Genomic DNA, 25,638 nt, shown 5'->3' on the forward strand with positions numbered 1-25,638 from the left:
GGTGGCTCTGATTGCCGACAAATTTTGAAAATGAAAATTTGTAGCTTTCACAGAAATTGTAATTTTAGGTTCGGGAATATATGTTGACCAACTCGCAAACACCCACTCTAGCAGCAGAATCATCCCAGTTTCTTCCAGCATCTGACGCTCAGGCTAGAGTTAGTCAGTTTATGCAAAATTTACAAGCCGAAATTACTCAAGGTTTAGAGGAACTGGATGGTGTTGGTAAGTTTCAAGAAGACAGTTGGCAGCGTCCAGAAGGGGGTGGGGGGCGATCGCGTGTACTGCGTGATGGCGCAATCTTTGAACAAGCTGGTGTAAATTTTTCTGAAGTTTGGGGTTCCCATCTGCCACCGTCAATTTTAGCCCAACGCCCTGAAGCAGAAGGACACGGCTTTTATGCCACAGGCACTTCACTGGTGTTACATCCCCGTAATCCTTACGTACCCACAGTCCATTTAAATTACCGCTATTTTGAAGCAGGCCCAGTATGGTGGTTTGGTGGTGGCGCTGATTTGACACCTTATTACCCCTTTGCTGAAGACGCAGCCCATTTTCATCAAACTCTCAAACAGGCTTGCGATCAACATCACCCAGAATATTACCCGGTGTTTAAGCGTTGGTGTGATGAATATTTCTATCTCAAACATCGGGATGAAACACGCGGTGTGGGCGGTTTGTTTTTGGATTACCAAGATGGTCAAGGGACTATATATCGCGGACCCGACCCCAAGGGAGCAGCGGCTATTTATAGTGACGAGGTAGGAAAACTACCACCACGCACTTGGGAAGAATTATTTGCATTAGTGCAAGACTGTGGTGGAGCCTTTTTACCAGCCTATGTACCAATTGTTCAAAGACGACATGGGATGGAATATGGCGATCGCCAACGGAATTTTCAACTATACCGTCGCGGCAGATATGTAGAATTTAACTTGGTTTACGACCGGGGGACAATTTTTGGACTCCAAACCAACGGACGCACAGAATCCATTCTCATGTCCCTACCACCTTTAGTGCGTTGGGAATACGGCTACAAACCAGAACCGAATTCGCCCGAAGCTGAGTTGTATGAAACCTTTCTCAAGCCTCAAGATTGGATAAACTGGACACCAAGTCATACTTAAGGTATGTGCGTTAAACTACTAAATACGGGCATTTCACAAAAATGTCGTATTTTTAGCTGTAGCTTGCTCATCTCCAATTTCATCTGAGGATGATTCTGTGTCTGGTGAGCCAACTAACTTACTAAAAATCTAAGAACTATCCCAGTGAAGGTGAAATTTAAAGATGAAAAGAACAGCAAGTTTTTTGGCTCACTAATTTTAAGTCTATATACAAAAGTAGTTGATATTCAGCCCATATCACGGAGAGGTACAGTGAATATAGACCAAAAAGCCTATACAACCCAAGACGGCAGTACTGTAATTGTCTTGAAACCTACAGATCGCTTAGACATCACAACTGCTTGGCAATTTCGCCTGAAATTACAGGAATGTATTTCCAAAATCAGTCGTCATGTAGTTGTGAACCTGGGACAAGTAGATTTTATTGATAGTTCTGGTCTCACCGCTTTGGTCGCTGGGATGCGTGATGCTGATAAAGTTAAGGGCAGTTTCCGCATTTGCAATGTCCACCCAGATGCCAAACTTGTTTTTGAGGTGACAATGATGGACACAGTTTTTGAAATCTTTGAAACTGAAGAAGAAGCTTTAGAAACCCTATTCCCCAGCTTAGTCAGCAACGATGATCATCTTTTCGAGCCTGGACATCAAAATACTCACCAGACAAGCCCCACGTCTGGTTTAAATTCGTCATCTGCTCACTTTGTCCAATCATTAGCAGATGAATCAACTTGACCAAGAAGATGCGGGGACGTAGGGACGCAAGGACGCGGAGAGTGGATCTTCAATTAATCTTCGTGTAGCGATAAGGACCGACTGTTGCTCCCCATGTGGCTTTTCCTGTCTCGGAATCAATTCCTTTGTCGTAGCTGAGAAATTTGGTTTCAGTAGCCTCAAAACCCAAGGAAACTTGTATCCTGTTGCCAAGATAAGTAAAACTGCAAATACTTGCTGGAGGTGCAGAAGCCGTAAACCGATAAAGATTAGGGGCTAGAGTTTCTTGGGTCACTGACAAAATACAGCCTGGTAGTAAATCTAACTGCTCTGATGTCAACTGATTCAGTAAAGCGGGGTTACTACCTGCCCCTCGGAGGGCAGTTGGATCTTTAGGCATATAGTATTGCACTTGCAGAAACTCAGACTCCTGTCTTAACCGCATAATTCGTTGGCGGTAAGGTTTGTCTAGGTTGACAGTATTCGCTTGTTCAGCAAATAGGGTGATACTGTCTTCTGAGAAAAGATTAATTGGTCGTTGCCATAAACGCAGGTGAACATACCAAACAGGTTCTGCCATAGCCTGTTCCTGATTGTCAAATTCACCAGCAAGGTACTGACCCAAAGTGATTAATTGTGGGGACAAGCTCATAAAATATCCGTAGATCAAAAATGATTATAAATCTGAGTTAGTTTGATCAGCAAGAGCAAGACAAAAAATAATTCGTAATAGTGCCTACGGTCCCGCTAGGGATACGTAATTCGTAATAGTGCCTACGGTCCCGCTAGGGATACGTAATTCAGTTTTGCAATAGGGATTTAGACTTATAGTTGTGGGGGACTTAAACCCCCACCTCTGCCTTCATAATTCTGCCTGATCCCCAGAAATAAAAATGATGGCGACATAAAAGACTGCAAAGCTGATGGAGTAAGTCTTTGAGAATCCAAAATCTAAAATCTAAAATCCAAAATTGTATAACTTGGCAAAGAAGCCTTTAAGCTAGAAAATAAGAACACGTCGCCCTTAATATTTTCTCTGTGAATAACGTCCGTACTGTCTCTGATACAAAGCGAACTTTCTACAGTCTTCATACCCGTCCAATCAACACTATTTACCGCCGGGTAGTGGAAGAGTTGATGGTAGAAATGCATCTGCTGTCGGTCAATGTCGATTTTAGCTACAATTCAATTTATGCCTTGGGCGTCGTCACAACTTTTGACCGCTTCATGCAAGGCTATCAACCCGAACAGGATCAAGAAGCGATTTTTAATGCTTTATCTCGGTCTGTAGAGCAAGATCCACAACTTTATCGACAGGATGCAGCAAGATTGCAAGCTGTCGCTCAGAGTTTGCCAGCTAAGGACTTAATTGCTTGGTTGAGTCAAACCACTCACTTGGATGTAGATGCCGATTTGCAAGCACAACTGCAAGCGATAGCGCACAATCCTAATTTTAAATACAGTCGCTTGTTTGCTGTGGGTTTATTCTCATTGTTGGAACTAGCAGATCCCGAACTAGTCAAAGATGACAAGCAACGCAATGAGGCACTAAAAGCGATCGCTAATGGTTTGCATTTATCAGAAGATAAACTTAGCAAAGATTTAGAATTATACCGCTCTAACCTAGACAAGATGGCACAAGCACTGATAGTGATGGCAGATATACTCACTGCTGATCGCAAAAAACGCGATCAACGTCAACAAAAATCTACCATCCCAGTTGCCCCTCCTAGTAACAACGAATAGTTTATAATTCATAATTCGTAATTCGTAATAGTGCTTACAGCAGGCTACGCCAACGTAATTAAAGGTTGCAGATCATAAAATAGTCAATGCAAAGCAACCTTGTTTACAACTAAGAAAATTTACAATGTAGTAAATTCTAAATTACGAATTAGCAATTACGAATTACGAATTATTTACACACCAAGTAATTTGTAAAGTACGCTGTTAATAACAGTCAGCGCAAAAGCTCCTAAAACAGCACTCCAAACACCATAACGTAAGCGAAAACCCTCCACTAACCATGCAGCTATACTAAAACAAGCCACAGCAATCATAAATGTGAAGATACCAGATAATAAGTCAAATGTGGCAAAATTTGGGATAATGAATACAGCACCTAGAATTGGTCTAACTAATGCTGTAATAATACCAAGAATTGCAGCGGAAAAGACGGCTTTTCCTGGAGTATCAATTTCAACCCCCAAAGGCAATTTGCTAATAATCCACAAGCTGATAGAAGTGACTATCCAAACAATTAACAGTGTCACAATATTCATTGCCGCAACCCTTGAAACGTAAATGGTGATGGCGATAAATTACTTGGTTTATTGATAGAAAAATCTTTGTAGCTTAACCAATTATTTATAAATTAGCAGCAGTTCTTACTCCAACTGGATTTTATTTTAGATATCTTTAGGTTTATCCAATTTTTCTTGATATTGCTAAAAAAATAAAATTCCCCCTAGCCCATACTATTCAACAGGGTTTGGGGGATTTTTACATACAAACGTTTACAGTAATTGTGTCACCTTTTAGGTGTAGAATTGCTGTTTCCCGGTGCTACAGGCACTTGAGGGACGCTGTTGTTGGGAACTATAGGCGAAATACCAGGATTGATACCTTCCCCAGTTCCAGGCAATTGATTTGGGGCTAGGGGCAGAGAAGGGTTAAAATTGCCTTGAGCATCACTGCCCGGAATTGGTACCGTGTTAGGTATTGGCATCATCGGGGTAATTGGTGAGTTGGTGAGTGGTTGAGATGGCCCAGGAATAATTCCCAAAGACACACGATTACCTCCCACTTGCCGCAGCAAATCTAATGTTTGGATGACATCGTTATAAGTTGCTGTACGCGATGCATTCAGCACCAAGATACCATTAGGATTTGCTTGGACATACTGCTTTAAGCGTGCTTCTAATTCCTCTCGTCTGACAGGATCTTTTTCAATGTAAGTTTGACCAACAGCATCAATAGTCACAGGTAAGATATTACTACTTTTCTGTGAACTAGCAGCAGAAGTTGTACCTGTGCTGGCTGTGGGTAAATCAACATTAATTGCTTGTTGACGAGTAAATTGCAAGGCTGCCAACAAAAAGAATGTCAGAATACAAAAAACGACATCAATTAAAGGGATAATTTGAATCTGGACTTCTTCAACGGGAGTATGCAGGTTAACTTTCATTTTCTAGCTCTGGTGACGAGTTAGGGTGAGAACTTTGGGGTGTTTCCTCTGGAGGGGTTGAGGGGGTTTCTGTAAACTTGTTTTTACCTCGTTTGCGGGGTGGATTAAAGCGTTCCCGTGCAGATTCCCGTACAATTCCTGATGTACTTTGATGAGGATCAGGGGGAAACTGACGATAGAGTAACTCTAAATCATTCCCAGCTTTATTAAAAACTTTGACTTGGTTAACAACAAAACCCTGAAACAGGCGATAAAATACCAAAGTAGCGATCGCAACTATTAAGCCGGCAGCGGTACTAATTAGAGATTCCCCAATCCCAGTAGTTACGCCAGCTGCGGATTCAGTACCCAAATCACCAATGCGAATTGAGCGCAAAGACTGAATCAAACCTAAAACCGTACCCAACAATCCTAACAACGGGGAGAGAGCAATCACAGATTCTAAAAGTTTTTCTCCCCTCCGCATACCTGCTATTTCTTCTGCGGCAGTTGACTCTAGCGCTAATCGAAAGGTTTCCGCATCACCTTTTTGTAAACGTAGCGGTGCATAGAGAAAACGGCCAATCGGTTGATCTACTGCTTTTTGGGCAATTTCTGTAGCTATTTCCCAATTCTCAGCAGCAGCATCAAGAACGCGCTCAACTATTTCCTTTTCCTGTGTCAACATCCGCAACCAGAACCACAGACGCTCGAAAATGACACTTACAGATAGGACTGACAGCACCAGCAGAGGCCACATTGCTGGGCCGCCCTTCTTAAACAAATCTAAAATATCCACTGTGTAGGTTTCCTCCCTCCATTACTAGAGCAACAATGCTAGAGCATTTTAATTCTAGAGATTAATGCACCATTACCACACTCACCCACTTGATCGCTAGGCAATTAGTTAACAACTCCCTTACTACTACCATCTTCTATACACACTAGGGCGGTTATTCCCACCGGGAGTTTAGAGGATTATTTGCCAAAATAAAAATAACTGGAGGTTAGAAATATGAACTTCTCAATTCAATCGCTTTACAGCTGGTATCGGAACACACTTCGTAATCCCAAATACCGTTGGTGGGTAATTCTCGGTACGATAGCGTATCTTCTCAGCCCTATAGATATTGCTCCCGACTTTATACCTGTTATTGGACAAATTGATGATGTTTTGCTTTTGACTTTACTAGTTTCTGAAGTTTCTGGATTAGTAATTGATGGTTGGAAAGCGAAAAAAGGTAATGTAGAAACTAGCGTTAATGAGTCTACATCTACAGATAATACTGTTGATGTTGATGCTGTTTCTGTGAAATAAGTTTTTTTAACGCAGAGGAACGCTGAGGTTAACGCAGAGGAACGCGGAGTTAGAGGTTGTTAGCTACTCGTTTGATGCCATCTTTGAGGTGGAGGACGTTAAAGTTGATGAGGAGTCCGAGTTTACATTTGGCTAGTTTGAGATAGGTGAGAAGTTGAACGGAGTGAATTGGTTGTAAGGATTCTACTGCTTTAACTTCGACAATAATTTTGTTTTCGACTAGTAAATCTAACCGATAAGCACAATCTAATTTTACATTTTCGTAAATCAAGGGGACAGGAATTTGTCTACCAATATTGAGATTGGCTTTTTTGAGTTCATAGTCTAAACATTCCTCATAAGCTGACTCTAACAACCCAGGTCCCAAAGCAGTATGTACCCTCATCGCACAACCAATAATCAACCCACTCAACTCATTCTCTTGCATTCTCTGCGTTCCTCCGCGTTTACCTCTGTGTTCCTCTGCGTTTAAGCATCTTCTCCAAACTCTATCAAAAATCTAAACGCCTTCAAAATATAATTAGCGCAATCTTGAGGAGAAGTATTGTAAAAATGTGGCCATGCTAAACCTTTATCTTCATCATAATGATTACTGCGATGGGGATGATGTTCTAGCCATGCTAACCGCACTGCGTGACCGACTAACACATCTAAAACTATATATTCTTCAATTTGCAAGCTGGGGTTATTAGCGACTATTGCGGCTAATTCCATCAATGCTTCTACATTAACTTGGCGATATTCTGGGGCTTCAATTTTGTTCAGCAAATGTTCAACTAGCAAAGCAAAATTTCTTTCTCCTGCTGTCATTTCTGAAAGCATTATTTCACTATCTAAACGATTGCGTCGTTCTAATTTATCGCCAATTACTAGACCTTTACAATGTTGCATTAATAGCCAAACTTGTTTAAAAAAGTCTTTGGGAACTCGATTCAGTGCGCCTTCTGCTTGGCGAAATCTGCGCCAGTTTTCGGAATTAATGGCAATTTCTTCGCTAATTGCTGGTAAAACTACCCAAGCAATATCACTTTCTTTTTGTTTGACGTGAAGTGATTCTTGTTGACGTAATAAACCACTCACGCCACTATAACCAGTTAATACTTTATACAAGCGGATTTTTACTTCAAATGGCGAAAGTTGCATTAAGTAATCGTAGGCTTCATCTTGAGTAACGTGCAATTCTTGAGCTAGTTCGCTGGTAATTAAGAGAATCAAATAACCGACTCTTAGGGTTAGCAGTCCTTGAAATAATTCTGGTTCTGATTTGATTAATAGACCCAAATAAATCAAAATCTCTTGGGTCAAAACGCGATCGCGGATATCCTCACGACAGAAGTTATTAATTTTTTCCGCAATTTCATGGTGAGACATGGGTACAACCATCAGAGAAGCCTCACTGTAAGCCCTACCCACAGCAATTTGCTTACCTCGTACTACAATACTGGTGACTGCATCAGACAAGCCAATATCCACCATTCGCCGTAAACCCGCAGCGCGACGCACCACCGCCCAAATACCTAAATCTCCGGCTTTGGTGTAAACTTCATCCAGTAAATCTGCTACTGTTACAGGCCTTCCAGGGCCACCATATCCTGTATCAAATTCTAAACTTTGTAAACGTTTTAAAGTTTGTAATAACTCAATTTGCTCATAAATATTTTCTGATGAACGCAAATGCAGTAACAATGAATTCAGGTTAGTTTCACATTCCATTTGGAATTCTTGGGTATGTCCTAACCGCCAATTTTTCGCCGGATTATAAGCTAGATAATAGCAACGTATCCCCGCATTTTTTAATGGTAATTGGGAAAATTCCGCATTGGGAAGAAAATCAATTGTTTGCATTCCTGCTGTCAGCATCAACTGATTTATTCGCCCTAATTTTACCTGTACACCGTTACAAACACCATCTTTTAGTTCTTGCATTAATTCTAATAATGCTTCGGAACCGATTTCTAACATGGTGTGAGTTAACATTAAAGTCAGAGTCGGACGACCTAAATCACTCCAATATTTTTGAATATAAGCTAATTCACTTCTAAGTTGATCTACTAGGAAATGGTAATCAAGAGTTAAATAAAACTGCTGGGAATCTAGAAAAGATGGCAAAAATACGACTGTTTCACCGCAAATTCTAAAAATTCTTGATGTTGTCAAACTCCGCAAACGTCGTACTGGACGACCAGTTAAACCGAGTTTATCATTTCGCCCAATTTGTGTATAAATGTGGGAAAGATCCCCAGACTTTCTCACTTGAATTGGTTCAACTTGGGTAGGAGTTTGAGTTTCAATTCCGTGAACTGCTAGTTTTGCTTGTAATTCTTCGTCTTCGGCTAATAAAGCAATTTGTATTAACGCCTCACGTTTTTTGTTTATACACAAATGTCTACCTAACGGGTCAATTTCGCCAATTGCTATTAATCCTTCACTCAACATTTGACCAAGTAAGTATAAACTTTGCGCCCAAACTAAAGGGATATTTTCGTTAGGTAAACGGGGTTGAGTTTGTGGTGCTAATTTTTCGGCTTCGACATTTTCAGCAGGGACATAATAAAGTTCAGGTAGTAACCGTAGTCCTTCACTTTCTACAAGTAATGATTCTAATAGTTGTTGATATTTTTTAACTTGTTCTTGTTCACCACGAAATATTCCATCCAGAACTAAATATGTGAAAAATAACGGCCATTCACATTCAATATCTTCAAATTGCTTTAATTCCCCAGGTTCATAATGTAAGCGTTGAGTGTCTTCTAAAACGGTTTGATGTCCATCTCGCAAAAAGCGTTTACAACCGTATTTACCTGCGAGTTTGGTAATAATTTTATTAAAAGTCCGTTCTCGCAATTGCACATCTTCCACTGCAAAAGCGGGATAACTAATAATACTTAAAAGCGCTGCATCAACTTCTTTAGAACCTGATTCTCTTGGTAATAAAGATTCTAAGGTAATTCTGGCTCTAGCAATTTCATCGGGTAGTACATGAATTACTGAAGTTTGACTTCCATGTATACCAAAAAGATTGAGTCCGTTGATAGCTTCTAAAGCTGCTTTAGCCATTCCTACGGAACTAGCATTTAATTCAGCACTACCATGATTAATTTTATTTCCTCTTTCCCAAATGCCAAAGTCTGGAGTACGGTAAGCTCGGCCAATATAATAAACTAAATTTTGGACAAAGTTAACTTCATCAAGTGTATAAATAATTGATAATCCCCCAGCAGTCATTTGCGCCAACATCAGTAAAAATATTGATGTTGCATCAAGTTGCAAATGTCCCCATTCGTCATCACCAACTACAATGTCACCAGTGGCTGTATTGTATTTAGCGTGCAGTCCATCTAATAAAGATTGAGTATGTTTAAATGTTTCTACTTTATATGCTTGTCGCATCATTGCAAACAGCAAGCCACGCATTAGCTTGACAACACTGTGCTGGAGTTCGTAGGTGCGTCCCTCGTCGTTGTCTAGTTTACGATATGCAAGAGCTAAACCCCAAACTGCTAAAATGCTGTAAACGTTATCTCTTACCCAAGCATCGGTATAATCACCATGAGCGGTAATTGCTGTACTCGCAGGGAGCAAACCAGTAATGGGATTTTGACGAGCTATGATAATTGTCTTGATTTGCTGGTAGTAAGTATCCAGACGAGTTGACAATGCTATGGGTGTTTTCATAAGTTGCTGGGGAACTGCTTGGTAAATTCAACCTTGTAACGGCGAGGTAAATAATGTAACTCAATACAGAAAGACTTTTGTCAATGGTGACAAGATTACAACTAGCTAAGGGTTATGTGTTTACTGAGATATGAGCTAGAAGACAATTTTCCTACTTATCCGTACCAAAAAACTATTTCTACCCAATTTTAATCACAATTTGGAAGATACACACCATTTTCTGGTAAATTAAGTCATTTGCAATCAAGCTCTTAAGTTATAGGTGAGACAAAAGCTATTGAGAATTATGATTAAATTCTAATTTTTAAGAGCTTACTACTGTAATAGGAAATTATTCAATTTAATGAAACTCAAACATATTGATGCTTTAAGAGGAATTGCTGTCCTATTAGTTATTTTGGTTCATACTAGCCAAAGCATTCCCGGAATATCATTACCATTACGATATTTTTCAAAATATGGACAAATGGGTGTGCAGTTGTTTTTCATTATTTCTGCTTATACCTTGTGTCTTTCTATGGAAAGACATCAAGGAGAGTACTTTAAATTGCTAAATTATGCTATTCGTAGATTTTTTAGAATAGCACCTCTGTATTACACAGCAATATTTTTTTATATGCTGTGGAGTAGCACCAAGATGTATATTTATTTGGGAAATTTAACAATAGACAGTAAATATAATTTCATGAATCTTTTTACTAATTTCTTATTTTTACATGGATTTTATTCGCCAGCCAATAATAATATTGTTCCTGGTGGTTGGTCTATTGGTACAGAAATGTCATTTTATGTAATTTTCCCCTTTATATTTACGGTATTTAATAAAATCACTCGAAGAAAAACTGTTTTATATCTAATGTTGCCATTAATAATGCTATTGATAAATATTATTTTTCAATTTGTGTTTCAAATTACCACTGGATTTTCGGCTGATAATCATGCATTCATTTACAATAATCTTATTAATCAATTACCCGTTTTCTTTTTAGGTATCACTTTATTTTTTATAGATAAAAATCAATTAATAAAATATTTAAATTGGCAGCTTGATATTATTATTTTTATTTTCTTCACTGCTATTTCCATGATGTTAATGTTTCAGCCACATTTCCCATATCGAGGCGCTATTATGCCATTTATATCGGGATTGTCTTTTGTTTTTTTATATAATTTCTCTTCAAAAAAGAATTTTCTCAATCATCAAGCTTTGATGAATTTAGGCAGAGTATCTTTTTCTGTATACATATTCCATTTCTTATTTGCATGGGATCTATCTAGAATGATATACGATTATTTAAAGTCTTATTTGCCAAGAGATATATTATTAATTATGTGTTTTATAATTACAACTATTTTAACGTATAAGATTGCTGTAATTACAGAAAATCTCATTGAAAAAAGAGGGATAAATCTAGGAAAGTTATTGATAGAAAAAATCAAAAATAAATCAGTCTAATAATTTAAAAAACTTGGGTTGACAATGACTAGGAAAAGGTTGAATCTGATGGAGATGGCATGGGTAAAAAAATAGTATTGATACGGAGTAACCACGCCTCTCTTGATTGCTGAATTCCGCTTTAATTACTGAGGTCTAACTGATGTCTAAATGTGGAAATTATTTATGATCAACTTGCACTTACTAATTGATGCTCAAAACGATATCATATAAAGCATCACTTCAGACATCACAGTCTAGAACGCGCCATGAAAGCAGAAACAATTCGCACGACGTTAACAATCCCGAAAGAACTGCTAGAAGCTACAGATAAAGCAGTGCTAGAGGGAAAAGCCAAAAGTAGGAATGATTTTGTGGTGCAGGCTTTGAAGCGGGAATTAGCAGCCCAAAAGAGAGCCGAAATTGATGCTGCTTTGGCGGAAATGGCAAAAGACCCAGATTATCAGACCGAAGTATTAAAAATGGAAGCTGAATTTGCGCCGGCTCAGTGGGAGGCGTTGCAGCTAGGGGAATCTCCAAGATGAGAAGGGGTGAAGTGTATGATGCGCGTCTAGAAATGACTGAAGGTTCGGAACAGGGAGGAACTCGCCCCGTAATTATTGTCAGTCGTGACGTGATTAATCTATCTAGCCCTGTGGTTTTAGCAGTACCTTGTACCACCTATCAAGACGGGAAGCGAGTTTACCCTACTCAAGTTTTAATTTTAGCACCAGATGGCGGACTGAGGAAAGACTCAATCGCAATGGCAGATCAGGTGCGGGTGTTGTCTAAAACCCGCTTTTTGCGTTTAAGAGGGGTACTTTCTGAAGTGGTAATGGCGCATTTGGCACAGGCTTTGTTGATTGCTTTAGATTTGCCGGGGTGAGCGGTAAGTGCTGAGTGCGTTAAACTCTATTAACGCACTACCCAGATCATGTTTATAAATTGCTAACTGCTTCTGCAATTTTTCCCGAAACAAAAGGTAAAATTTCCCGGCTTTTGGCTTGTGCTTTCCCTTCCGTAAATACCACTAACAGATAAGGAGGCTGATCTGGTAATTCAATATAAGCCGCATCATGACGAACTGTGCTTGTCCAACCTGCTTTTGACCAGATTTGACTATTTTGGGGTAATCCACTGCCTAAGAAGCCTGTAACTTGGTCTTCTTCTACATCTTGGGGTAACTCATCAGGGTTGAGACTGCGTTTGAGTAAAGACATCATGGATTGCGATCGCACACTCGACACCGCTACCCCACCCACGATACTATGCAATAACCTAGCAGTAGCATCAGTAGTCAGCATATTGCGATTTTCAAACATCTCTCCATAAAACGCTCTTTCCCGTCCATAGGGACCATCTCCCCAAGTTTTTTGACAGACGTTAATCTTCCCCATTTCCTCCCAACCCAAGGACTGATAATAGCGGTTAATAATATGGCGTTGATATTTCCAAGTTTCAAAAGGTCCAGCGGGTAACTCTGCTCCAGATGTAGTACCACTGAGAATATCGACAATTAAACTGGTAGCATCATTACTAGAGTCAACAATCATATCACCCAAGGCTCTCTCCAACTCCTTGGAAGTGTTACTCATACCTTTTTCTAGCCATTCATGAACCGCTACCAAATAAAACAACTTGACGACACTAGCGGGATAAATGCGTTCTCCACCACGATAACTAAATCCTCGCACTGGATGATTCCAAAAAGCATCAGGAGTCAACGCACCACCTGTATTTACAGGTGCTGGAGGATCATACACAACCCAAGTTAAAGCTATTTGGTTACGGGCTAAACTTGTAAATTTAGACCAAGTTGCCTCTAAAATTTCATTACCGAGATGTTCTAGTTGTTCGTTTTTATTAAAAAAAACCATTTGTGAATAATTTCCTTATGCTATCAGGAGTCTCGTTTCTCGCTTAATCCTATCATTACCTGTATAATTACTGAGATGGTAACTATAATTAGGCTGATTTTAGGTAATTTATCATGACACTTGATTTAATGAGGTTTTATCAAGCTTGCAATCCTAATAAAACTCTTGATAAAAGCAAAGCTGAAGATGAACAATACTATATTGATTTTTCAGAAGTGCGGCGGTTGTGTGATCATGTCTGAATAAGGATTTAAAAATTAACAGAATAATAGATTATATAATCCTGTTCATCCTTAAATCCTGGATATCCTGATTCAGATAATATTAATCATGTCAATAAACCTACCAATTCCCTATTCCCCCACAAAAGAATATTTCTGTAATACTAACCTCAACTTATATGATTCTCCAGAATGTATCCGTTTAGCAACTCAAGCCGCAACAGGACGACATTTAAAAATCACATCCAATCATCAAGATACAGCTATAGAAATTCTTTTATGTGAAGATGACTATCCAGGATGGTTATCTGTGAATGATTTGCAGTTTCTCCAACCAACAGAAACAGTATATCAACCCCAATTCATCTCAGCAGCAGAAATTCAACAACGCATACCGGAAATTATCGCCTTTATGCAAACAGCAAAACAACAAGATAATTATTATTTGTGGGGTGGAACTGTAGCACCAAATTATGACTGTTCTGGTTTAATGCAAGCTGCTTTTAAATCTGTAGGTATTTGGCTACCGAGAGATGCCTATCAACAAGAAGCTTTTACACAACCAATTGATATTAATGAAATACAACCAGGGGATTTAATCTTTTTTGGTACTCCCCAAAAAGCAACTCACGTAGGTTTGTATTTAGGTGATAGTTCCTATATTCACAGTTCAGGAAAAGAACAAGGACGCAACGGAATTGGAATTGATCAACTTTCGGAACAAGGTGATCAAGTTAGTCAGTCATATTATAAACAATTGCGCGGTGCTGGTAGAGTTGTGAACAGCTATGTTGGTAATTCGTAATTTCTCGTTCCCATACTCTGTATGGGAATGAATTCTACAAGGCTCTGCCTTTAGTGACAGCATAGGCAGAGCCTCTATGATATGATTCCCAGTCAGAGACTGGGAACCAGCTAACTGTTTTAATATCCCTATGACCAATTACCAAGTACCAATCAGCAATCACCCACTACCAATTACCCAACAGCCATTACCCGATGTATCAGTAGTTGTACCTATTAAAGATGAAGTGGAAAGCTTACCTTTATTACTAGAAGCAATTTCTTCCACACTTACAGCTAGTAATTTAAATTATGAAATCATCTGTGTAGATGATGGTTCTAGCGATGGTTCGGCGGAATTTCTCAAGGAACAAGCCCAAATCCGCACTGATTTAAAAGCGGTAATTTTGCGACGTAACTACGGACAAACTGCGGCTATGGCGGCTGGTTTTAATTATGCCACAGCAAAAGCGATCATCACTTTAGATGCAGATTTGCAAAATGACCCGGCTGATATCCCTATGTTATTAGCAAAGCTGGATGAGGGATATGATTTGGTCAGTGGTTGGCGGCAAAATCGCCAAGATGGGGCGGTAAATCGGTTGCTTCCTTCTAAAATTGCCAATTGGTTAATTCGCCGCAGTACAAGCGTGTATATTCATGATTATGGTTGTTCTCTTAAAGCCTATCGTAGCGAATTAGTCGCAGATATGAACCTTTACGGGGAATTACACCGATTTTTACCGGCTTTGGCATATATTGAAGGAGCGAGAATTACAGAATTACCTGTGCGTCATCATGCGCGACGGTTTGGTCAAAGTAAATATGGGATTTCACGGACTTTCCGGGTGTTGATGGATTTGTTAACTATTTTGTTTATGAAAAAATTCCTCACCCGGCCAATGCACGTTTTTGGGCTATTGGGCTTAATTTCAATGGTTTCTGGGGTGGGAATCGGCATTTACCTGACTTTCGTGAAATTGGTTTTAGGTGAAATGATTGGAAATCGCCCTTTGCTGATTTTGGCGGTTTTATTACTAGTAACAGGCGTGCAGTTATTTTGCTTCGGTCTCTTGGCAGAGTTATTGATGCGGACTTATCATGAATCTCAAGGAAGGCCGATATATCGGGTGCGAGAGGTGGTGGCAAAAAATGTTAAGTAACGTAACAATAGAAAGACAAATTACTTAGCATTAAAATTGCATCTGCCGTGAAAGCTTTTGATACGTTTGACGCTGATCTGCGGAGAAACCTGCTGATATTGTTTGCGGCAGGTTTATTATTCTGGTCAAGTTTAGCTTCGTTGTTGCCGACTTTACCTTTATATATCGAGTCTATTGGCGCGACAAAGCAACAAATTGGCATTGTGATGGGTAGCTTTGCCATTGGGATGTTGCTATTCCGTCCCCAAGTTGGTGCATTAGCAGATAGTCGGGGGAGAAAGATTGTGTTGCTGATTGGGATGTCAGTAGCTGCGATCGCTCCCCTTGGTTATTTGGTAGTAAAATCAATTCTGCCATTGATGGCAATTCGCGCCTTTCACGGTATCAGTATAGCCGCCTTTGCCACAGGTTACATCGCCTTAGTGGGAGACTTAGCACCAGAACACCGACGTGGTGAAGTCATCGGTTATATGAGTTTGGTTAATCCTATAGGTGTGGCACTTGGCCCAGCTTTAGGTGGATACTTACAAGCCGCATATGGTTACACACCGTTATTTATTTCATCTTCTGTTTTAGGTAGTTTGGGTATATTATGCATCCTACCAATTACCAATCCGCCTATTGTGGAACAACCTAAAAACTCCACTGATGATCGATTTTGGCAATTACTAATTAGTCCCCGTGTGCGTGTACCCGCTATTGTACTTTTACTGTTTGGTTTAGCTTTAGGTACTGTACATACCTTTATTGCGTTGTACATCAAATCAACGGGAGTGGATTTAAATGCCGGATTATTTTTTACAGCTGCGGCTATATCCAGTTTTAGTGTCAGGTTGTTTACTGGTCGGGCTTCTGATCGATATGGGCGGGGTTTATTTATCACCTTCAGCTTGATGGTTTATACTTTGGCAATGATCTGTATTTGGCAGGCAAACAACCCCTTAACTTTCTTGCTGGGAGGATTTATAGAGGGTGCGGCTTCTGGAACAGTCATTCCTATGATTTCAGTAATGATGACAGATCGAGCATTACCCCATGAACGAGGGCGGATATTTGGCGTATCTTTAATGGGATTAGATTTTGGACTGATTATAGCTGGCCCCATTTTGGGTGCTGTTGCTGAACAAATCGGCTATCGCAGTATGTTTGGTTTTGCGACTGGTTTAAGTGTCCTTGCCATCTTGATTTTCGTCACCCAGTCCAGCCGCAATTTATCCAATTCCCTCCGTTTTGCCTTCGGTCGTGGTGAAGATGTTTATGCTTTGAAAAGATAAAAATATATATAATAAAATGCACAAACCCTAAACAAAGAGCTTGTGCAATTTATTATATCTTCATTTAACGGGCGAGGAGGGATTCGAACCCCCGACACCGTGGTCCGTAGCCACGTGCTCTAGTCCACTGAGCTACACACCCTCAACCGACTGCATCTAACAATAACACATCTTTCCCAAATGACGCAAGATATTTTTTCAAATTCTGTTAACTTAACCCATCTCGATGATCAGGGAGAGGCGCAAATGGTTGATGTGTCTGACAAAATCCCGACTGTGCGCCAAGCTGTAGCGAAAGCCAGGGTAAGGATGCTACCAGCCACCTTTGCCGTCATTCAAGCCGGAAATGCTCCTAAAGGGGATGTTTTGGGAACTGCTAGGTTAGCGGGGATTATGGCCGCTAAACAGACATCTAATTTAATTCCCCTCTGTCATCCTTTACCCTTACAAAAAATTACAGTTGAAGTAACACCAGATCCCCAACTACCTGGTTATCAAATTTATGCCACAGTGAAAACTAAAGCTGAAACTGGTGTAGAAATGGAAGCTTTAACTGCGGTTTCGGTGGCGGCGCTGACTTTGTACGATATGGCAAAAGCTTTAGAAAAGTCCATTCAAATTGAATATATTCGGTTAGTAAGCAAGACCGGCGGTAAATCAGGAGATTATAGCAATTTATGAGTTTAGATTGGGTAATTGGTGATGAGAAAATCTATCACCAATTACCCATTATCTAACCTACTGAATCTCCCCTATAGCTTTGTTAAGGTCGGCTGGATTTTCATATTCTTCATCTTCTGGCAATTGTTCTAGTAATGAGATCAGCTGCTTATCGGCTCCTTGCTCTCTAGCGTGTTCAATCAATTCTTCCTTATTAGCAGGATAGTCAACACCTTTCAAATGTTTTTGGAGTTCAACTGGATTTGCTTTAGCCATTTTTATCCACCGCTTAAGGTCATTACCATCTTCACAAGTGGATTGATTAACTCCCTCTATCAAAAAGATGAATAAATGTTAATTCAAAAACATAAAAATTCATCCACTTGGTTGATGTAAAAATCTATGGATAAAAACTGATATTTTTCTCTTTTGCTTTGTTTTTTAGTCCGTGCGTTATAAAATTTCTCACTCATCAACCAGGATTGCTATAGCTGTTGAGACATGAGCAAAAAATTGAGAATATTTGATCATATAAAACTAAAAATGATAAAATTTTTTATGCACCAAAATTATTTGTCTTGACAAAGTGTAGTGAAAAGAGTGGGGAAGGGCTTTGACATTTTCCCAATACTTTCTTTTTCTTCCCCTACACTCTGCCTAAAGCATTAATTTTTGCTTTCCATGCGTAAGTTCTCAGTGATGTTTCTCAACCAAGAGATGTTAAAACTATGTCCCCTCAGGGAAAGAATGCAGTAGAAGCAGGGCTTATATACACATCAACAGGCGGAATTCGTGCTGAGATGTTGCGCTCAGAAATCTATCGTGCTTGGGAAAGATCGCATTTACAAGGGGCTGATAACCGCGCTCTTCAAGCCGAGAAACTATCCAGCTTAGAGACTGAACGTTTAGTAAAGCAACATAGTGATCTGATTAATTTAGCGGCTCCCTACTTCCGAACCTTATCACAGGCTGCTGGTACAGATCGTCATGCAGTGATGTTAAGCGATCGCCAAGGCATTCTGCTAGATGTGGTGGGTGACAAGCAAACCGTACAAGCTTCCGAATCATTTCCTAGTGCGGGTTCCCTATTGTCGGAAGCTGTCGCTGGTGCCAATGGTATCGGTACTCCTCTAGCTGAAGAAGATTATGTAGAAATCGTGGCCGCAGAGCATTTTATTCAAGGATTTCATCCTTTCACTTGCCAGGGAATTCCGCTGCGGAACGAAAACCGGGAAATTGTTGGTGTATTCAGTATATCCGTCCGTCGTCCTGATGCAGGACAAAGGTTGAAAGAGATATTGCTGTGTGCATCTCACGGTATTGAAGCAGAATTATTGATAGGAAATTTAGAAAAAGATATTCGCCGTGTGTTAGCATCAAATCCTGATGATTATCAACCATTAGAAGAACTGCGTCAAGATATCATCCAAGGGCATCAAGCCGCACGGTTAAAACTGGAAATTAGTTCTCGGATGGTAGCTGTTAATCGCTTAGATTATGCAATGCAATTACTGCAACAGGCAGAAAAATCAATTCAAATATTTCGTCATCGTGCTGCAATTTGGCGCAGTTTAGCATCATTAGAAATCGGACAAATTCAACCTCTATCACTTACTGATAGTTTGCACGATTTGGTAGACCTTTTAGCAACTGAGGCTGCTATCCGCAAGGTGGAAATTCTCACTTACTGTACAGAGATAATTACAGTATCAGCAGATATCAGATCGCTGTTACGCAAGCTGCTGCGCTGTTTTCTCAATTCTTTTGAGAATGCAGGTAAAGGTGGCACAGTAAAAGTTATAGTTGAAAAAATGCCCAATGCTGAATTTGCACAAGTCCATTTTACATCTCTTCCTGGATTAAATACTTCTAAGTCAGAACCAGTGACTGAGATGTTTTCTCTACCCATAACCAAGAAAAATTTATGAAGGATCAAAATTTAAAAAAGCGCAAAGTCCTGATTGCAGAAGATGACGAAGATTGTCGAGTTATGCTCTCTTTGTTGCTGGATCAAGAAGGGTGGGATGTCAGAGAAGCAAAAGATGGTAAAGAAGCTTTAGAAAAAGTATTTAAGTGTCAACCAGATTTATTGATTTTAGATAATAGAATGCCTGAACTCACAGGAGTTGAAGTTTATCAACACCTTCAGACCCAAGGTATTAATTTAGCTATTATATTCGCTACGGCTTATGGCTATCCAGAGGAATTAGTTTCAACTTTGGGTATTTCCTATTGGGTAACTAAACCCTATGATATTCCCAAGTTATTGGAGACTATGGAGTTGGCTTACGAAAATTCAGTTACTCTAATGTAGGTAATTACCTCAGGAAAACTAATTAGACATTTTGCCAAAAAATAAAAATCTCTGTATTCTTTGACTATTCCTATTCCCTCCCCTAACTAGATAATTTATTTTGCACGACTACTTATGTAAGCAACTGACACCTAAAACCCTTAAAATGATGAGGGTGTATGAACCTCTGTAACAAATTCACAAATATTTATTATTTATGCCTCCTCGTTGGCCTCGCAAACCTGATCGCAAAGACCCAGATTTTCGCAAATTAGATGACCGGATGAATTTTGCTTTTCATGTAGCTGTTGCTGCTACTGTCAATTCGGGGTTGTGGTTTTTCCACATCTTGAAAGCCACATCCTGGGAGTGGTTAACACCTTTAACAATCGGTTGGGTAGGTGTAGTAGTGCTGCATCTAATTTATATTAGTGCGATCGCTAATTACGACCAAACACCACCCAAATCTACCTAAAGAATGACTGCTGAAGCTGGGGTAATTGTAACCTGTGGTAGTAGAGATATTTTAGCTAATTGCGCGATAATGTGAGATAAGCTAAAGGTTCAGGCTATTATTTCCCATAAGGTTATTTCAATGGCTAAAACTAATACCACAGAATTACTAGAAGCCCTAGCAGCTGAAATTGGCGAAACTGTCTATCTAGATGTTGCTAAGTGGCATCTTTATTTATCTAATGCCAAACTTCATACTGTTGTTGCTGAACAGTTATATCCTTTAATTACTTCCAAGACTGTCAATGAAGATCAAGTTATTCAAGTCTTGGAATCTATCCCAGTTAAAATTGGCGGTGGTAGAAAGGAACTAGCTTTAATTGATTTATTACCCTTGCAATGCCAAGTTGCCTTAGTAGATATTTTGGAAAAATACCAACGGGAAGTTTAACCTCCCTCTCCTTCTCATTTCTAATTCAGTAATTCAATTAATTGAGGGTTATCCATATGTTTTTACAACTCAAAGATAGCCAGGATTTAATTAAAATAGTCGATATTCAGGAACTACTTGATCCTAATAGTGAAATTGTCCACGCCCAAGACCAAGAAGGACAAGAAGAACAGGAAACAGATATCTATAAAAAGGAAGAGTTAGTTTTTCCATCTGGTGAGGAACTACCACTCTGTTGGTTAAATGCTCAATATAGGATAGCTACAGCTGCTTAATAAATTAAATCTTCTGGATTTTATAAATCACGTTGAGACGTTTAATTAAATATCTCTAAACATAAAATTTGTAGGGTTTAGCATTGCTAAACCCTGTTTTCTTAATTCTCAACTGTCAATTTAATTAGCAGCAGTTTTTTCTTCTAGCTTCACACTGTCAGAACCTTTAGAAAAAGCTTTAGTAATCCAATAGGTGAAAACATGAGAAAGTACACCTAAAGGGCCAGCAAATAAACACAAAGCCAAAGAGTGTATTGTCCAAATCCCGGTTTTTTGACCTTCCCAATAAATCCATCTACCTACAAATAAATCCATTACCAAAAAGTGAATCCAACCTGTAGCAGCGACTTTTTCATCAGCAAATAATTTTGCTATATCTGCTAATTGAGGATTTGACCATGCTTCGGAATTTTCTGGAGTAATGCTGACGACAAATAAATAGGAATATGCACCAGCTAAAACTACAAATGGTAAATAAGATTCCATTACCTTGCGGGTGACATTCCAGTTGGGTAAGAAAATCATCAAAGCCCAAAAAGGCAAAACAAAAAGATTGGCAACATTAAATAAATCTGTGATATTCATATTACAAAGCTACTAATTGAGATTCTATTTCTGAAGATTGTAAATTACGACCGATAAAAACTAAACTGGTTTGTTTTGCTTCTTCTAGTTTCCAAGGACGATCATAAAATTTATCAAATCTATTTCCTACACCTTGCATAACTAACCGCATGGGTTTATTAGCAACTGCGACAAAACCTTTAATGCGGTAAATTTCTTGTTCTTGTGCCAGTTTTTCTAATCTTGCTTGTAGCTTTTCTGGGTCAAATGTCCGGTCTAAAATCACGTGAGTTGAGTTAATTTCATCATCATGATCATGGTCTTCTTCTGTGTCATGATGACTAGGACGAGAATCTAAATTATCTTCTACTGCGGCTGCAAATCCTAATAATATAGATGGGTCTAATTTACCATAATCACTAGAGACAATTTTCACAACTCTAGGTAATTCATTCTTGACTATTTCTAGGACTTGTGCTTGAGTTTCATCATCAACTAAATCAGTTTTATTCAAAATCACTAAATCAGCACAAGCAAGTTGATCTTCAAACAATTCTTGTAATGGTGTTTCATGTTCTAGACTATCATCTTCTTGGCGTTGTGCAGCTATTGCATCTAAATCACTAGCAAATGTTCCGGCTGCAACTGCGGCACAATCTACTACTGTAATTACTGCATCTACTGTAGCAGCGTTGCGGATTTCTTGCCAACGAAAGGCTTTAATTAAGGGTTTTGGTAATGCTAAACCAGAGGTTTCAATGATAATATAATCTATACTATCTCGGCGTTTAATTAACTCCCGCATTGTCGGATAAAATTCCTCTTGGACGGTGCAGCATAAACAGCCGTTTGTCAGTTCAAATATATTGTTATTATTTTGGGTTTCTTGACTTGCTTCTGTTTCATCTTCGGGGCAAATTTGACAAGATTTCAATAATTCACCATCTATCCCCAGTTCGCCAAATTCGTTGACTAATACTGCTATGCGTCGTCCTTGGTTGTTTTGGAGTAAGTGACGGATAATGCTGGTTTTACCGCTTCCTAAGAAGCCGGTGATGACGGTAACGGGGATTTTTGTAGCCATGTTTTGTGTGTGGTTTTGTTATTTGATTTTACACTATTTCCGTTGTAATGGAAGAATATAGAGTAAATAAACCACGAAGGCACGAAGTACACGAAGGAAGAAGGAAGGAAGTATTAAGAATATCCAATTTCTATCATTTTGAAAAATTCCTGGACTACTTCATCAGGATGGTTATAACATCTTTCAGAATCAAATCTTTCTACTACTTTGATACCGTTTTTCTTGAAAATCCGTTCTCTTTCTTGTTCTTCAACTCTGCGTTCTGCGGTGTGAAAGGGTCCATCAACTTCTAAAACTCCCCATTTACCGTTATAACAAATGAGAAAATCAGCTTCTTTATTTTCTCTACCTTTGGATGTGTTGAGTCGTGCTAAGGAGTTAGGTACAAATAAAACTCCAGTTCTGTCTAATGCTTCAGCAATTTTGATTTCTGTTTTTGATCGGAAGCGTAGTCTTTCCCAAATGTGAATTGTTGAGTTTGAATAAAATTGAACTCCCTGGTTATTAGGAGTATTATCTACATCAATATTTTTTTCTGGCTTATTAACAGTATTATCATTTTCAAGAGTTTTCCTTATAATTAAATCTGTGTTTTCTATAATTTTTTTATATAAACTGGCAAATTCTCCAGGTGCAAAGTTACCGTTGATAGGTCGTCTTTCTGTGTTGTTAAAATCAAGATAATAATCTTGAATTATGAGATCAAGATATACATATTCACAAATTACTTTATCCAAGTTTGTTTTAATATTAATCTGCCAATCTTTTATACAAGAACCTGTTAAGGTTGCATTGTGAAAATTTGTACCAACTACTTGGGATGTGGTTAAATTAGCCCTACTTAGGTCAGCCCAACTCAGGTCAGCCCAACGCAGGTCAGCCCCATTCAAGTCAATCTCAATTAGGTTAGCCTCAAACAGACCAGCGCAAATCAGGTTAGCTTTACTCAGGTCAGCCCCATTCAGGTAAGTTCCAGTCAGGTTAGCTCCACTCAGGTCAGCATCACTTAGATTAGACCTACTCAGATCAGGTATTATATCTGAATTTTCATCTCTCCACTTATTCCAAGCCTCTACCCCTTGCTTCAGTATTGTTAAATGCTCTGGATTTGCCATAATCTAGTTTTTATACCCAAAATTGCCAATATTCGGATTTTAACCTAATTTCATTAAGTTCAGAATGCAATAAACAAAGTTTAATCAAAATAGCGATCGCTTTGTTTTCACAAAAATGCGATCGCTATTAGTATTCATCAAGTTTTTGAAAGTGAAAGTTTCACCAAAATTTTAACTTAGATCAAAAAATTTCTACTTAACATTTGCCATGCTTAAAGACTTAACAGCATTTCTTTCACTTAACAAAAACACAAGATATTGATTAAGACTAACTCCTTCTTTCTCTGCATTTTCTGTTAATCTCTCATGCAATGAGCGAGGTATCCGTAGTAAAACCTTACCACTGTATTGAACTTGAGTTGAGGGTAAGGGAATTTCATCCCCATATTCGTAAGCTGTTTCTATCCATAAACTACGTGCTTCTTCAATATTAAATAACGTTTCATCTGTTGTTTCTCCCTGAGTCATACATCCAGGAAGGTCTTTAATTTCTGCTACATATCCCCCATCAGGATCAGGGTAAAGAGTAACTGGATATTTCAAATTCAAGTAAAATTCCAGTGACTCACGTTCAGTTTTATTTTTCTTAGACATACTACTCCTCTAATCTGAGCAGTTTTACAATCTGCTTAATATAAATTACTTTTACTTTTTGCCCCTCTTTTTTGGGTACAATTTGTATCCTTCCATCCTCATGACGGAAAGTGTGATGACTTCCTTTAGAACGAACTTCTTCAAAACCGAATGCTATTAATATACGTCTTACGTCTTCAAATCTTACTTCAACAGGGTGAGAGAGAAATAATTGAATGAGTTTGTCTAACTGAGTCATAGATTAAATACCTTGTAATGTTAAATTTCATATTTTGCTGACCTTCGTGCTTATTTTGCTTATATTTATGATATCATATATAGTATCAATGTCAATATTGAATTTTAATTTCTGTCCGATAAATGTAGCTATTACAACATTAATGGCTTTGAATTAACTACAAATAATTACGGCATATAATTAACGTATGACTAAAGTAAACCTAGACTTACCCCCAGAAGTATTTTCAGCCCGTCGTCTTTCCCCAGATGATTTTGTGCGTGATATGCGCCTAGCAGCAGCTATATTTTGGTATCAAAAAAACGAAATTTCCCAAGAAAAAGCCGCACAAATAGCTGGATTAAACCGCCGTGATTTTATTGCAGCCCTTACCCGTGAAGAAATAGATGTGTTTTCTGTAGACTTTGATGATTTACAACAAGAGTTAAATCGTGGTTGAACACTTACTGAGTGAAGCTATCAAACCAGCAATTAATACCTCACCCTTGATTTTTTTGACAAAAGGCGGTTTCCTCGACTTGTTACAAATAATCAGCCCCGAAATTATTGTTCCTCAAGCAGTGTCCAGTGAAATTCAAGCCTATGGAGAAACAGACATCACCGCCAACGCACTAGCTAACACCTCCTGGCTGGTAGTCACGGAAATACCCTCTGTACCTGCAATTATTCAAAGTTGGGATTTAGGGGCTGGAGAATCTGCGGTTTTAACTTGGGGCTATCTAAATCGAGGCACTGAGGTAATTATTGATGATTTAGCAGGTCGTCGTTGTGCAGCAGCGTTAGATATTCCTGTGAGGGGAACTTTAGGTATAGTTCTTACTGCTAAACAACGTGGCGTAATTCCATCTGCACGACCAATTTTAGAACAATTATGGCTCTCTGGAATGTATCTATCTCAGAAAGTTATCAATCAAGCACTGGCATTGGTGGGAGAATAAATAACAATATTAATTATCTGTATCTCTGAGTTCAAGAAAGTTGGCGAACTTCTCGCACAATTTCACAAATTTCTTTTGTTGTTAAAGGATTAGGATCATTTACTTCTTCTCTTATTTTCCTTAATTCCTTCCAATCAAATTTAGGAGCTTTTTCTTGTTTGACAGTATCTGTAACGGTATGGGTGGAAATAGTAAGTTCTACTTTAGTCATAAAATTATAATT

At 38.9% G+C, this 25,638-nt stretch carries 32 protein-coding genes, 1 tRNA gene and 1 pseudogene; 19 read left to right on the forward strand and 15 right to left on the reverse strand.

The window, feature by feature from the left end; all coding sequences use genetic code 11:
• Positions 1 to 80 precede the first annotated feature (80 nt).
• Complete coding sequence (gene hemF / locus H6G68_RS00345; protein WP_190904845.1) at positions 81 to 1,127, forward strand: oxygen-dependent coproporphyrinogen oxidase; 1,047 nt, start codon at positions 81 to 83, stop codon at positions 1,125 to 1,127.
• 252 nt (positions 1,128 to 1,379) lie between these two features.
• Positions 1,380 to 1,742, forward strand: a pseudogene (locus tag H6G68_RS00350) (STAS domain-containing protein); the annotation flags it as partial.
• 166 nt (positions 1,743 to 1,908) lie between these two features.
• Here H6G68_RS00350 and H6G68_RS00355 read toward each other — a convergent pair.
• Positions 1,909 to 2,490: a chromophore lyase CpcT/CpeT gene (locus H6G68_RS00355; RefSeq protein ID WP_190648311.1), complete on the reverse strand. Its 582-nt coding sequence runs from the start codon at positions 2,488 to 2,490 to the stop codon at positions 1,909 to 1,911.
• 386 nt (positions 2,491 to 2,876) lie between these two features.
• Between H6G68_RS00355 and psb29 the strand changes: the two genes are divergently transcribed.
• Positions 2,877 to 3,584, forward strand: a complete 708-nt coding sequence (gene psb29 / locus H6G68_RS00360) for a photosystem II biogenesis protein Psp29 (protein ID WP_190904847.1) — start codon at positions 2,877 to 2,879, stop codon at positions 3,582 to 3,584.
• 173 nt (positions 3,585 to 3,757) lie between these two features.
• Here the strand turns inward: psb29 and H6G68_RS00365 are convergent, their stop codons facing one another.
• From H6G68_RS00365 to H6G68_RS00375, 3 genes are all read right to left on the reverse strand, one after another.
• Positions 3,758 to 4,120 carry a phage holin family protein gene (locus tag H6G68_RS00365; RefSeq protein ID WP_190904848.1) on the reverse strand — a complete coding sequence of 121 codons (363 nt, stop codon included), beginning with the start codon at positions 4,118 to 4,120 and terminating at the stop codon, positions 3,758 to 3,760.
• 248 nt (positions 4,121 to 4,368) lie between these two features.
• Entirely contained in the window at positions 4,369 to 5,025 is a 657-nt protein-coding gene (locus H6G68_RS00370; protein ID WP_190904849.1) for an ExbD/TolR family protein, read from the reverse strand.
• Positions 5,015 to 5,803, reverse strand: coding sequence for a MotA/TolQ/ExbB proton channel family protein (locus H6G68_RS00375; RefSeq protein ID WP_190904850.1), 789 nt, complete (start codon positions 5,801 to 5,803; stop codon positions 5,015 to 5,017). The genes H6G68_RS00370 and H6G68_RS00375 overlap by 11 nt, the downstream gene beginning before the upstream one ends.
• Positions 5,804 to 6,019: 216 nt before the next feature.
• Between H6G68_RS00375 and H6G68_RS00380 the strand changes: the two genes are divergently transcribed.
• Positions 6,020 to 6,322 carry a YkvA family protein gene (locus tag H6G68_RS00380; RefSeq protein WP_127052349.1) on the forward strand — a complete coding sequence of 101 codons (303 nt, stop codon included), beginning with the start codon at positions 6,020 to 6,022 and terminating at the stop codon, positions 6,320 to 6,322.
• Positions 6,323 to 6,371: 49 nt separating this feature from the next.
• Here the strand turns inward: H6G68_RS00380 and H6G68_RS00385 are convergent, their stop codons facing one another.
• Positions 6,372 to 6,749, reverse strand: a complete 378-nt coding sequence (locus tag H6G68_RS00385) for a GxxExxY protein (protein ID WP_190904851.1) — start codon at positions 6,747 to 6,749, stop codon at positions 6,372 to 6,374.
• Positions 6,750 to 6,790: 41 nt separating this feature from the next.
• Entirely contained in the window at positions 6,791 to 9,997 is a 3,207-nt protein-coding gene (locus H6G68_RS00390) for a glycoside hydrolase family 15 protein (RefSeq protein WP_190904852.1), read from the reverse strand.
• Positions 9,998 to 10,340: 343 nt separating this feature from the next.
• Between H6G68_RS00390 and H6G68_RS00395 the strand changes: the two genes are divergently transcribed.
• The 3 genes from H6G68_RS00395 (at position 10,341) to H6G68_RS00405 (ending at position 12,318) form a co-directional block, all read left to right on the forward strand.
• Complete coding sequence (locus H6G68_RS00395) at positions 10,341 to 11,453, forward strand: acyltransferase family protein (protein WP_190904853.1); 1,113 nt, start codon at positions 10,341 to 10,343, stop codon at positions 11,451 to 11,453.
• Between the two features lie 248 nt (positions 11,454 to 11,701).
• Positions 11,702 to 11,977, forward strand: a complete 276-nt coding sequence (locus tag H6G68_RS00400; protein ID WP_071191377.1) for a ribbon-helix-helix domain-containing protein — start codon at positions 11,702 to 11,704, stop codon at positions 11,975 to 11,977.
• Positions 11,974 to 12,318 (forward strand): type II toxin-antitoxin system PemK/MazF family toxin, encoded by a 345-nt coding sequence (locus H6G68_RS00405; protein WP_071191378.1) that lies wholly within the window; start codon positions 11,974 to 11,976, stop codon positions 12,316 to 12,318. The genes H6G68_RS00400 and H6G68_RS00405 overlap by 4 nt, the downstream gene beginning before the upstream one ends.
• A gap of 52 nt (positions 12,319 to 12,370) precedes the next feature.
• Here the strand turns inward: H6G68_RS00405 and H6G68_RS00410 are convergent, their stop codons facing one another.
• Positions 12,371 to 13,309 (reverse strand): serine hydrolase, encoded by a 939-nt coding sequence (locus tag H6G68_RS00410; protein WP_190904854.1) that lies wholly within the window; start codon positions 13,307 to 13,309, stop codon positions 12,371 to 12,373.
• Positions 13,310 to 13,422: 113 nt separating this feature from the next.
• Here H6G68_RS00410 and H6G68_RS27515 point away from each other — a divergent pair, with 113 nt between their 5' ends.
• The 4 genes from H6G68_RS27515 to H6G68_RS00425 all read left to right on the forward strand — a co-directional run bounded on the left by H6G68_RS27515 (position 13,423) and on the right by H6G68_RS00425 (position 16,750).
• Positions 13,423 to 13,551: a hypothetical protein gene (locus tag H6G68_RS27515; RefSeq protein ID WP_277925338.1), complete on the forward strand. Its 129-nt coding sequence runs from the start codon at positions 13,423 to 13,425 to the stop codon at positions 13,549 to 13,551.
• An 88-nt stretch (positions 13,552 to 13,639) separates the two neighbouring features.
• On the forward strand, positions 13,640 to 14,335 hold the full coding sequence (locus H6G68_RS00415; protein WP_190904855.1) for a C40 family peptidase: 696 nt from the start codon (positions 13,640 to 13,642) through the stop codon (positions 14,333 to 14,335).
• Between the two features lie 130 nt (positions 14,336 to 14,465).
• On the forward strand, positions 14,466 to 15,476 hold the full coding sequence (locus tag H6G68_RS00420) for a glycosyltransferase family 2 protein (RefSeq protein ID WP_190904856.1): 1,011 nt from the start codon (positions 14,466 to 14,468) through the stop codon (positions 15,474 to 15,476).
• Between the two features lie 47 nt (positions 15,477 to 15,523).
• Positions 15,524 to 16,750, forward strand: coding sequence for an MFS transporter (locus H6G68_RS00425; RefSeq protein ID WP_190904857.1), 1,227 nt, complete (start codon positions 15,524 to 15,526; stop codon positions 16,748 to 16,750).
• 68 nt (positions 16,751 to 16,818) lie between these two features.
• Here the strand turns inward: H6G68_RS00425 and H6G68_RS00430 are convergent.
• Positions 16,819 to 16,892: transfer RNA gene (locus H6G68_RS00430), tRNA-Arg, on the reverse strand.
• Positions 16,893 to 16,930: 38 nt separating this feature from the next.
• On the opposite strand from H6G68_RS00430, the gene moaC reads away from it, so the two are divergent.
• Complete coding sequence (gene moaC / locus H6G68_RS00435; RefSeq protein WP_190904858.1) at positions 16,931 to 17,431, forward strand: cyclic pyranopterin monophosphate synthase MoaC; 501 nt, start codon at positions 16,931 to 16,933, stop codon at positions 17,429 to 17,431.
• 57 nt (positions 17,432 to 17,488) lie between these two features.
• Here moaC and H6G68_RS00440 read toward each other — a convergent pair whose 3' ends face one another.
• On the reverse strand, positions 17,489 to 17,686 hold the full coding sequence (locus H6G68_RS00440) for a DUF2795 domain-containing protein (protein ID WP_190904859.1): 198 nt from the start codon (positions 17,684 to 17,686) through the stop codon (positions 17,489 to 17,491).
• Positions 17,687 to 18,138: 452 nt separating this feature from the next.
• Between H6G68_RS00440 and H6G68_RS00445 the strand changes: the two genes are divergently transcribed.
• The 5 genes from H6G68_RS00445 to H6G68_RS00465 all read left to right on the forward strand — a co-directional run bounded on the left by H6G68_RS00445 (position 18,139) and on the right by H6G68_RS00465 (position 20,882).
• Positions 18,139 to 19,338: a GAF domain-containing protein gene (locus H6G68_RS00445; RefSeq protein WP_190904860.1), complete on the forward strand. Its 1,200-nt coding sequence runs from the start codon at positions 18,139 to 18,141 to the stop codon at positions 19,336 to 19,338.
• The gene (locus H6G68_RS00450) at positions 19,335 to 19,724 is read left to right on the forward strand and encodes a response regulator (protein ID WP_190904861.1); all 390 of its coding nucleotides are present in this window, start codon (positions 19,335 to 19,337) and stop codon (positions 19,722 to 19,724) included. The genes H6G68_RS00445 and H6G68_RS00450 overlap by 4 nt, the downstream gene beginning before the upstream one ends.
• A gap of 196 nt (positions 19,725 to 19,920) precedes the next feature.
• Entirely contained in the window at positions 19,921 to 20,178 is a 258-nt protein-coding gene (locus tag H6G68_RS00455; protein ID WP_190904862.1) for a hypothetical protein, read from the forward strand.
• A 120-nt stretch (positions 20,179 to 20,298) separates the two neighbouring features.
• Positions 20,299 to 20,607 carry a DUF3181 family protein gene (locus H6G68_RS00460; RefSeq protein ID WP_190904863.1) on the forward strand — a complete coding sequence of 103 codons (309 nt, stop codon included), beginning with the start codon at positions 20,299 to 20,301 and terminating at the stop codon, positions 20,605 to 20,607.
• Positions 20,608 to 20,663: 56 nt separating this feature from the next.
• The gene (locus H6G68_RS00465; RefSeq protein ID WP_190904864.1) at positions 20,664 to 20,882 is read left to right on the forward strand and encodes an acetyltransferase; all 219 of its coding nucleotides are present in this window, start codon (positions 20,664 to 20,666) and stop codon (positions 20,880 to 20,882) included.
• 120 nt (positions 20,883 to 21,002) lie between these two features.
• On the opposite strand, the gene H6G68_RS00470 is transcribed toward H6G68_RS00465, so the two are convergent.
• The 5 genes from H6G68_RS00470 to H6G68_RS00495 form a co-directional block, all read right to left on the reverse strand.
• On the reverse strand, positions 21,003 to 21,467 hold the full coding sequence (locus H6G68_RS00470) for an ABA4-like family protein (protein ID WP_190904865.1): 465 nt from the start codon (positions 21,465 to 21,467) through the stop codon (positions 21,003 to 21,005).
• 1 nt (position 21,468) lies between these two features.
• Entirely contained in the window at positions 21,469 to 22,530 is a 1,062-nt protein-coding gene (cobW, locus tag H6G68_RS00475) for a cobalamin biosynthesis protein CobW (protein WP_190904866.1), read from the reverse strand.
• Between the two features lie 113 nt (positions 22,531 to 22,643).
• Positions 22,644 to 23,645, reverse strand: a complete 1,002-nt coding sequence (locus H6G68_RS26985; RefSeq protein WP_242045085.1) for a pentapeptide repeat-containing protein — start codon at positions 23,643 to 23,645, stop codon at positions 22,644 to 22,646.
• A gap of 192 nt (positions 23,646 to 23,837) precedes the next feature.
• Positions 23,838 to 24,239, reverse strand: a complete 402-nt coding sequence (locus H6G68_RS00490; RefSeq protein ID WP_190904867.1) for a type II toxin-antitoxin system HicB family antitoxin — start codon at positions 24,237 to 24,239, stop codon at positions 23,838 to 23,840.
• Between the two features lies 1 nt (position 24,240).
• Entirely contained in the window at positions 24,241 to 24,477 is a 237-nt protein-coding gene (locus H6G68_RS00495) for a type II toxin-antitoxin system HicA family toxin (protein WP_190904868.1), read from the reverse strand.
• A gap of 187 nt (positions 24,478 to 24,664) precedes the next feature.
• On the opposite strand from H6G68_RS00495, the gene H6G68_RS00500 reads away from it, so the two are divergent.
• Together H6G68_RS00500 and H6G68_RS00505 are read left to right on the forward strand one after the other, a co-directional pair.
• A complete protein-coding gene (locus H6G68_RS00500; protein ID WP_190904869.1) occupies positions 24,665 to 24,916 on the forward strand; it encodes a UPF0175 family protein in 252 nt (83 codons plus the stop codon).
• Entirely contained in the window at positions 24,909 to 25,415 is a 507-nt protein-coding gene (locus tag H6G68_RS00505) for a PIN domain-containing protein (protein WP_339327822.1), read from the forward strand. The genes H6G68_RS00500 and H6G68_RS00505 overlap by 8 nt, the downstream gene beginning before the upstream one ends.
• A 31-nt stretch (positions 25,416 to 25,446) precedes the next feature.
• On the opposite strand, the gene H6G68_RS00510 is transcribed toward H6G68_RS00505, so the two are convergent.
• Positions 25,447 to 25,626, reverse strand: a complete 180-nt coding sequence (locus H6G68_RS00510; protein WP_190904870.1) for a hypothetical protein — start codon at positions 25,624 to 25,626, stop codon at positions 25,447 to 25,449.
• Positions 25,627 to 25,638: the final 12 nt, after the last annotated feature.

It is taken from the genome of Anabaena catenula FACHB-362 (assembly GCF_014698735.1).
GTDB classification, from domain to species: Bacteria; Cyanobacteriota; Cyanobacteriia; order Cyanobacteriales; family Nostocaceae; genus Anabaena; species Anabaena variabilis_A.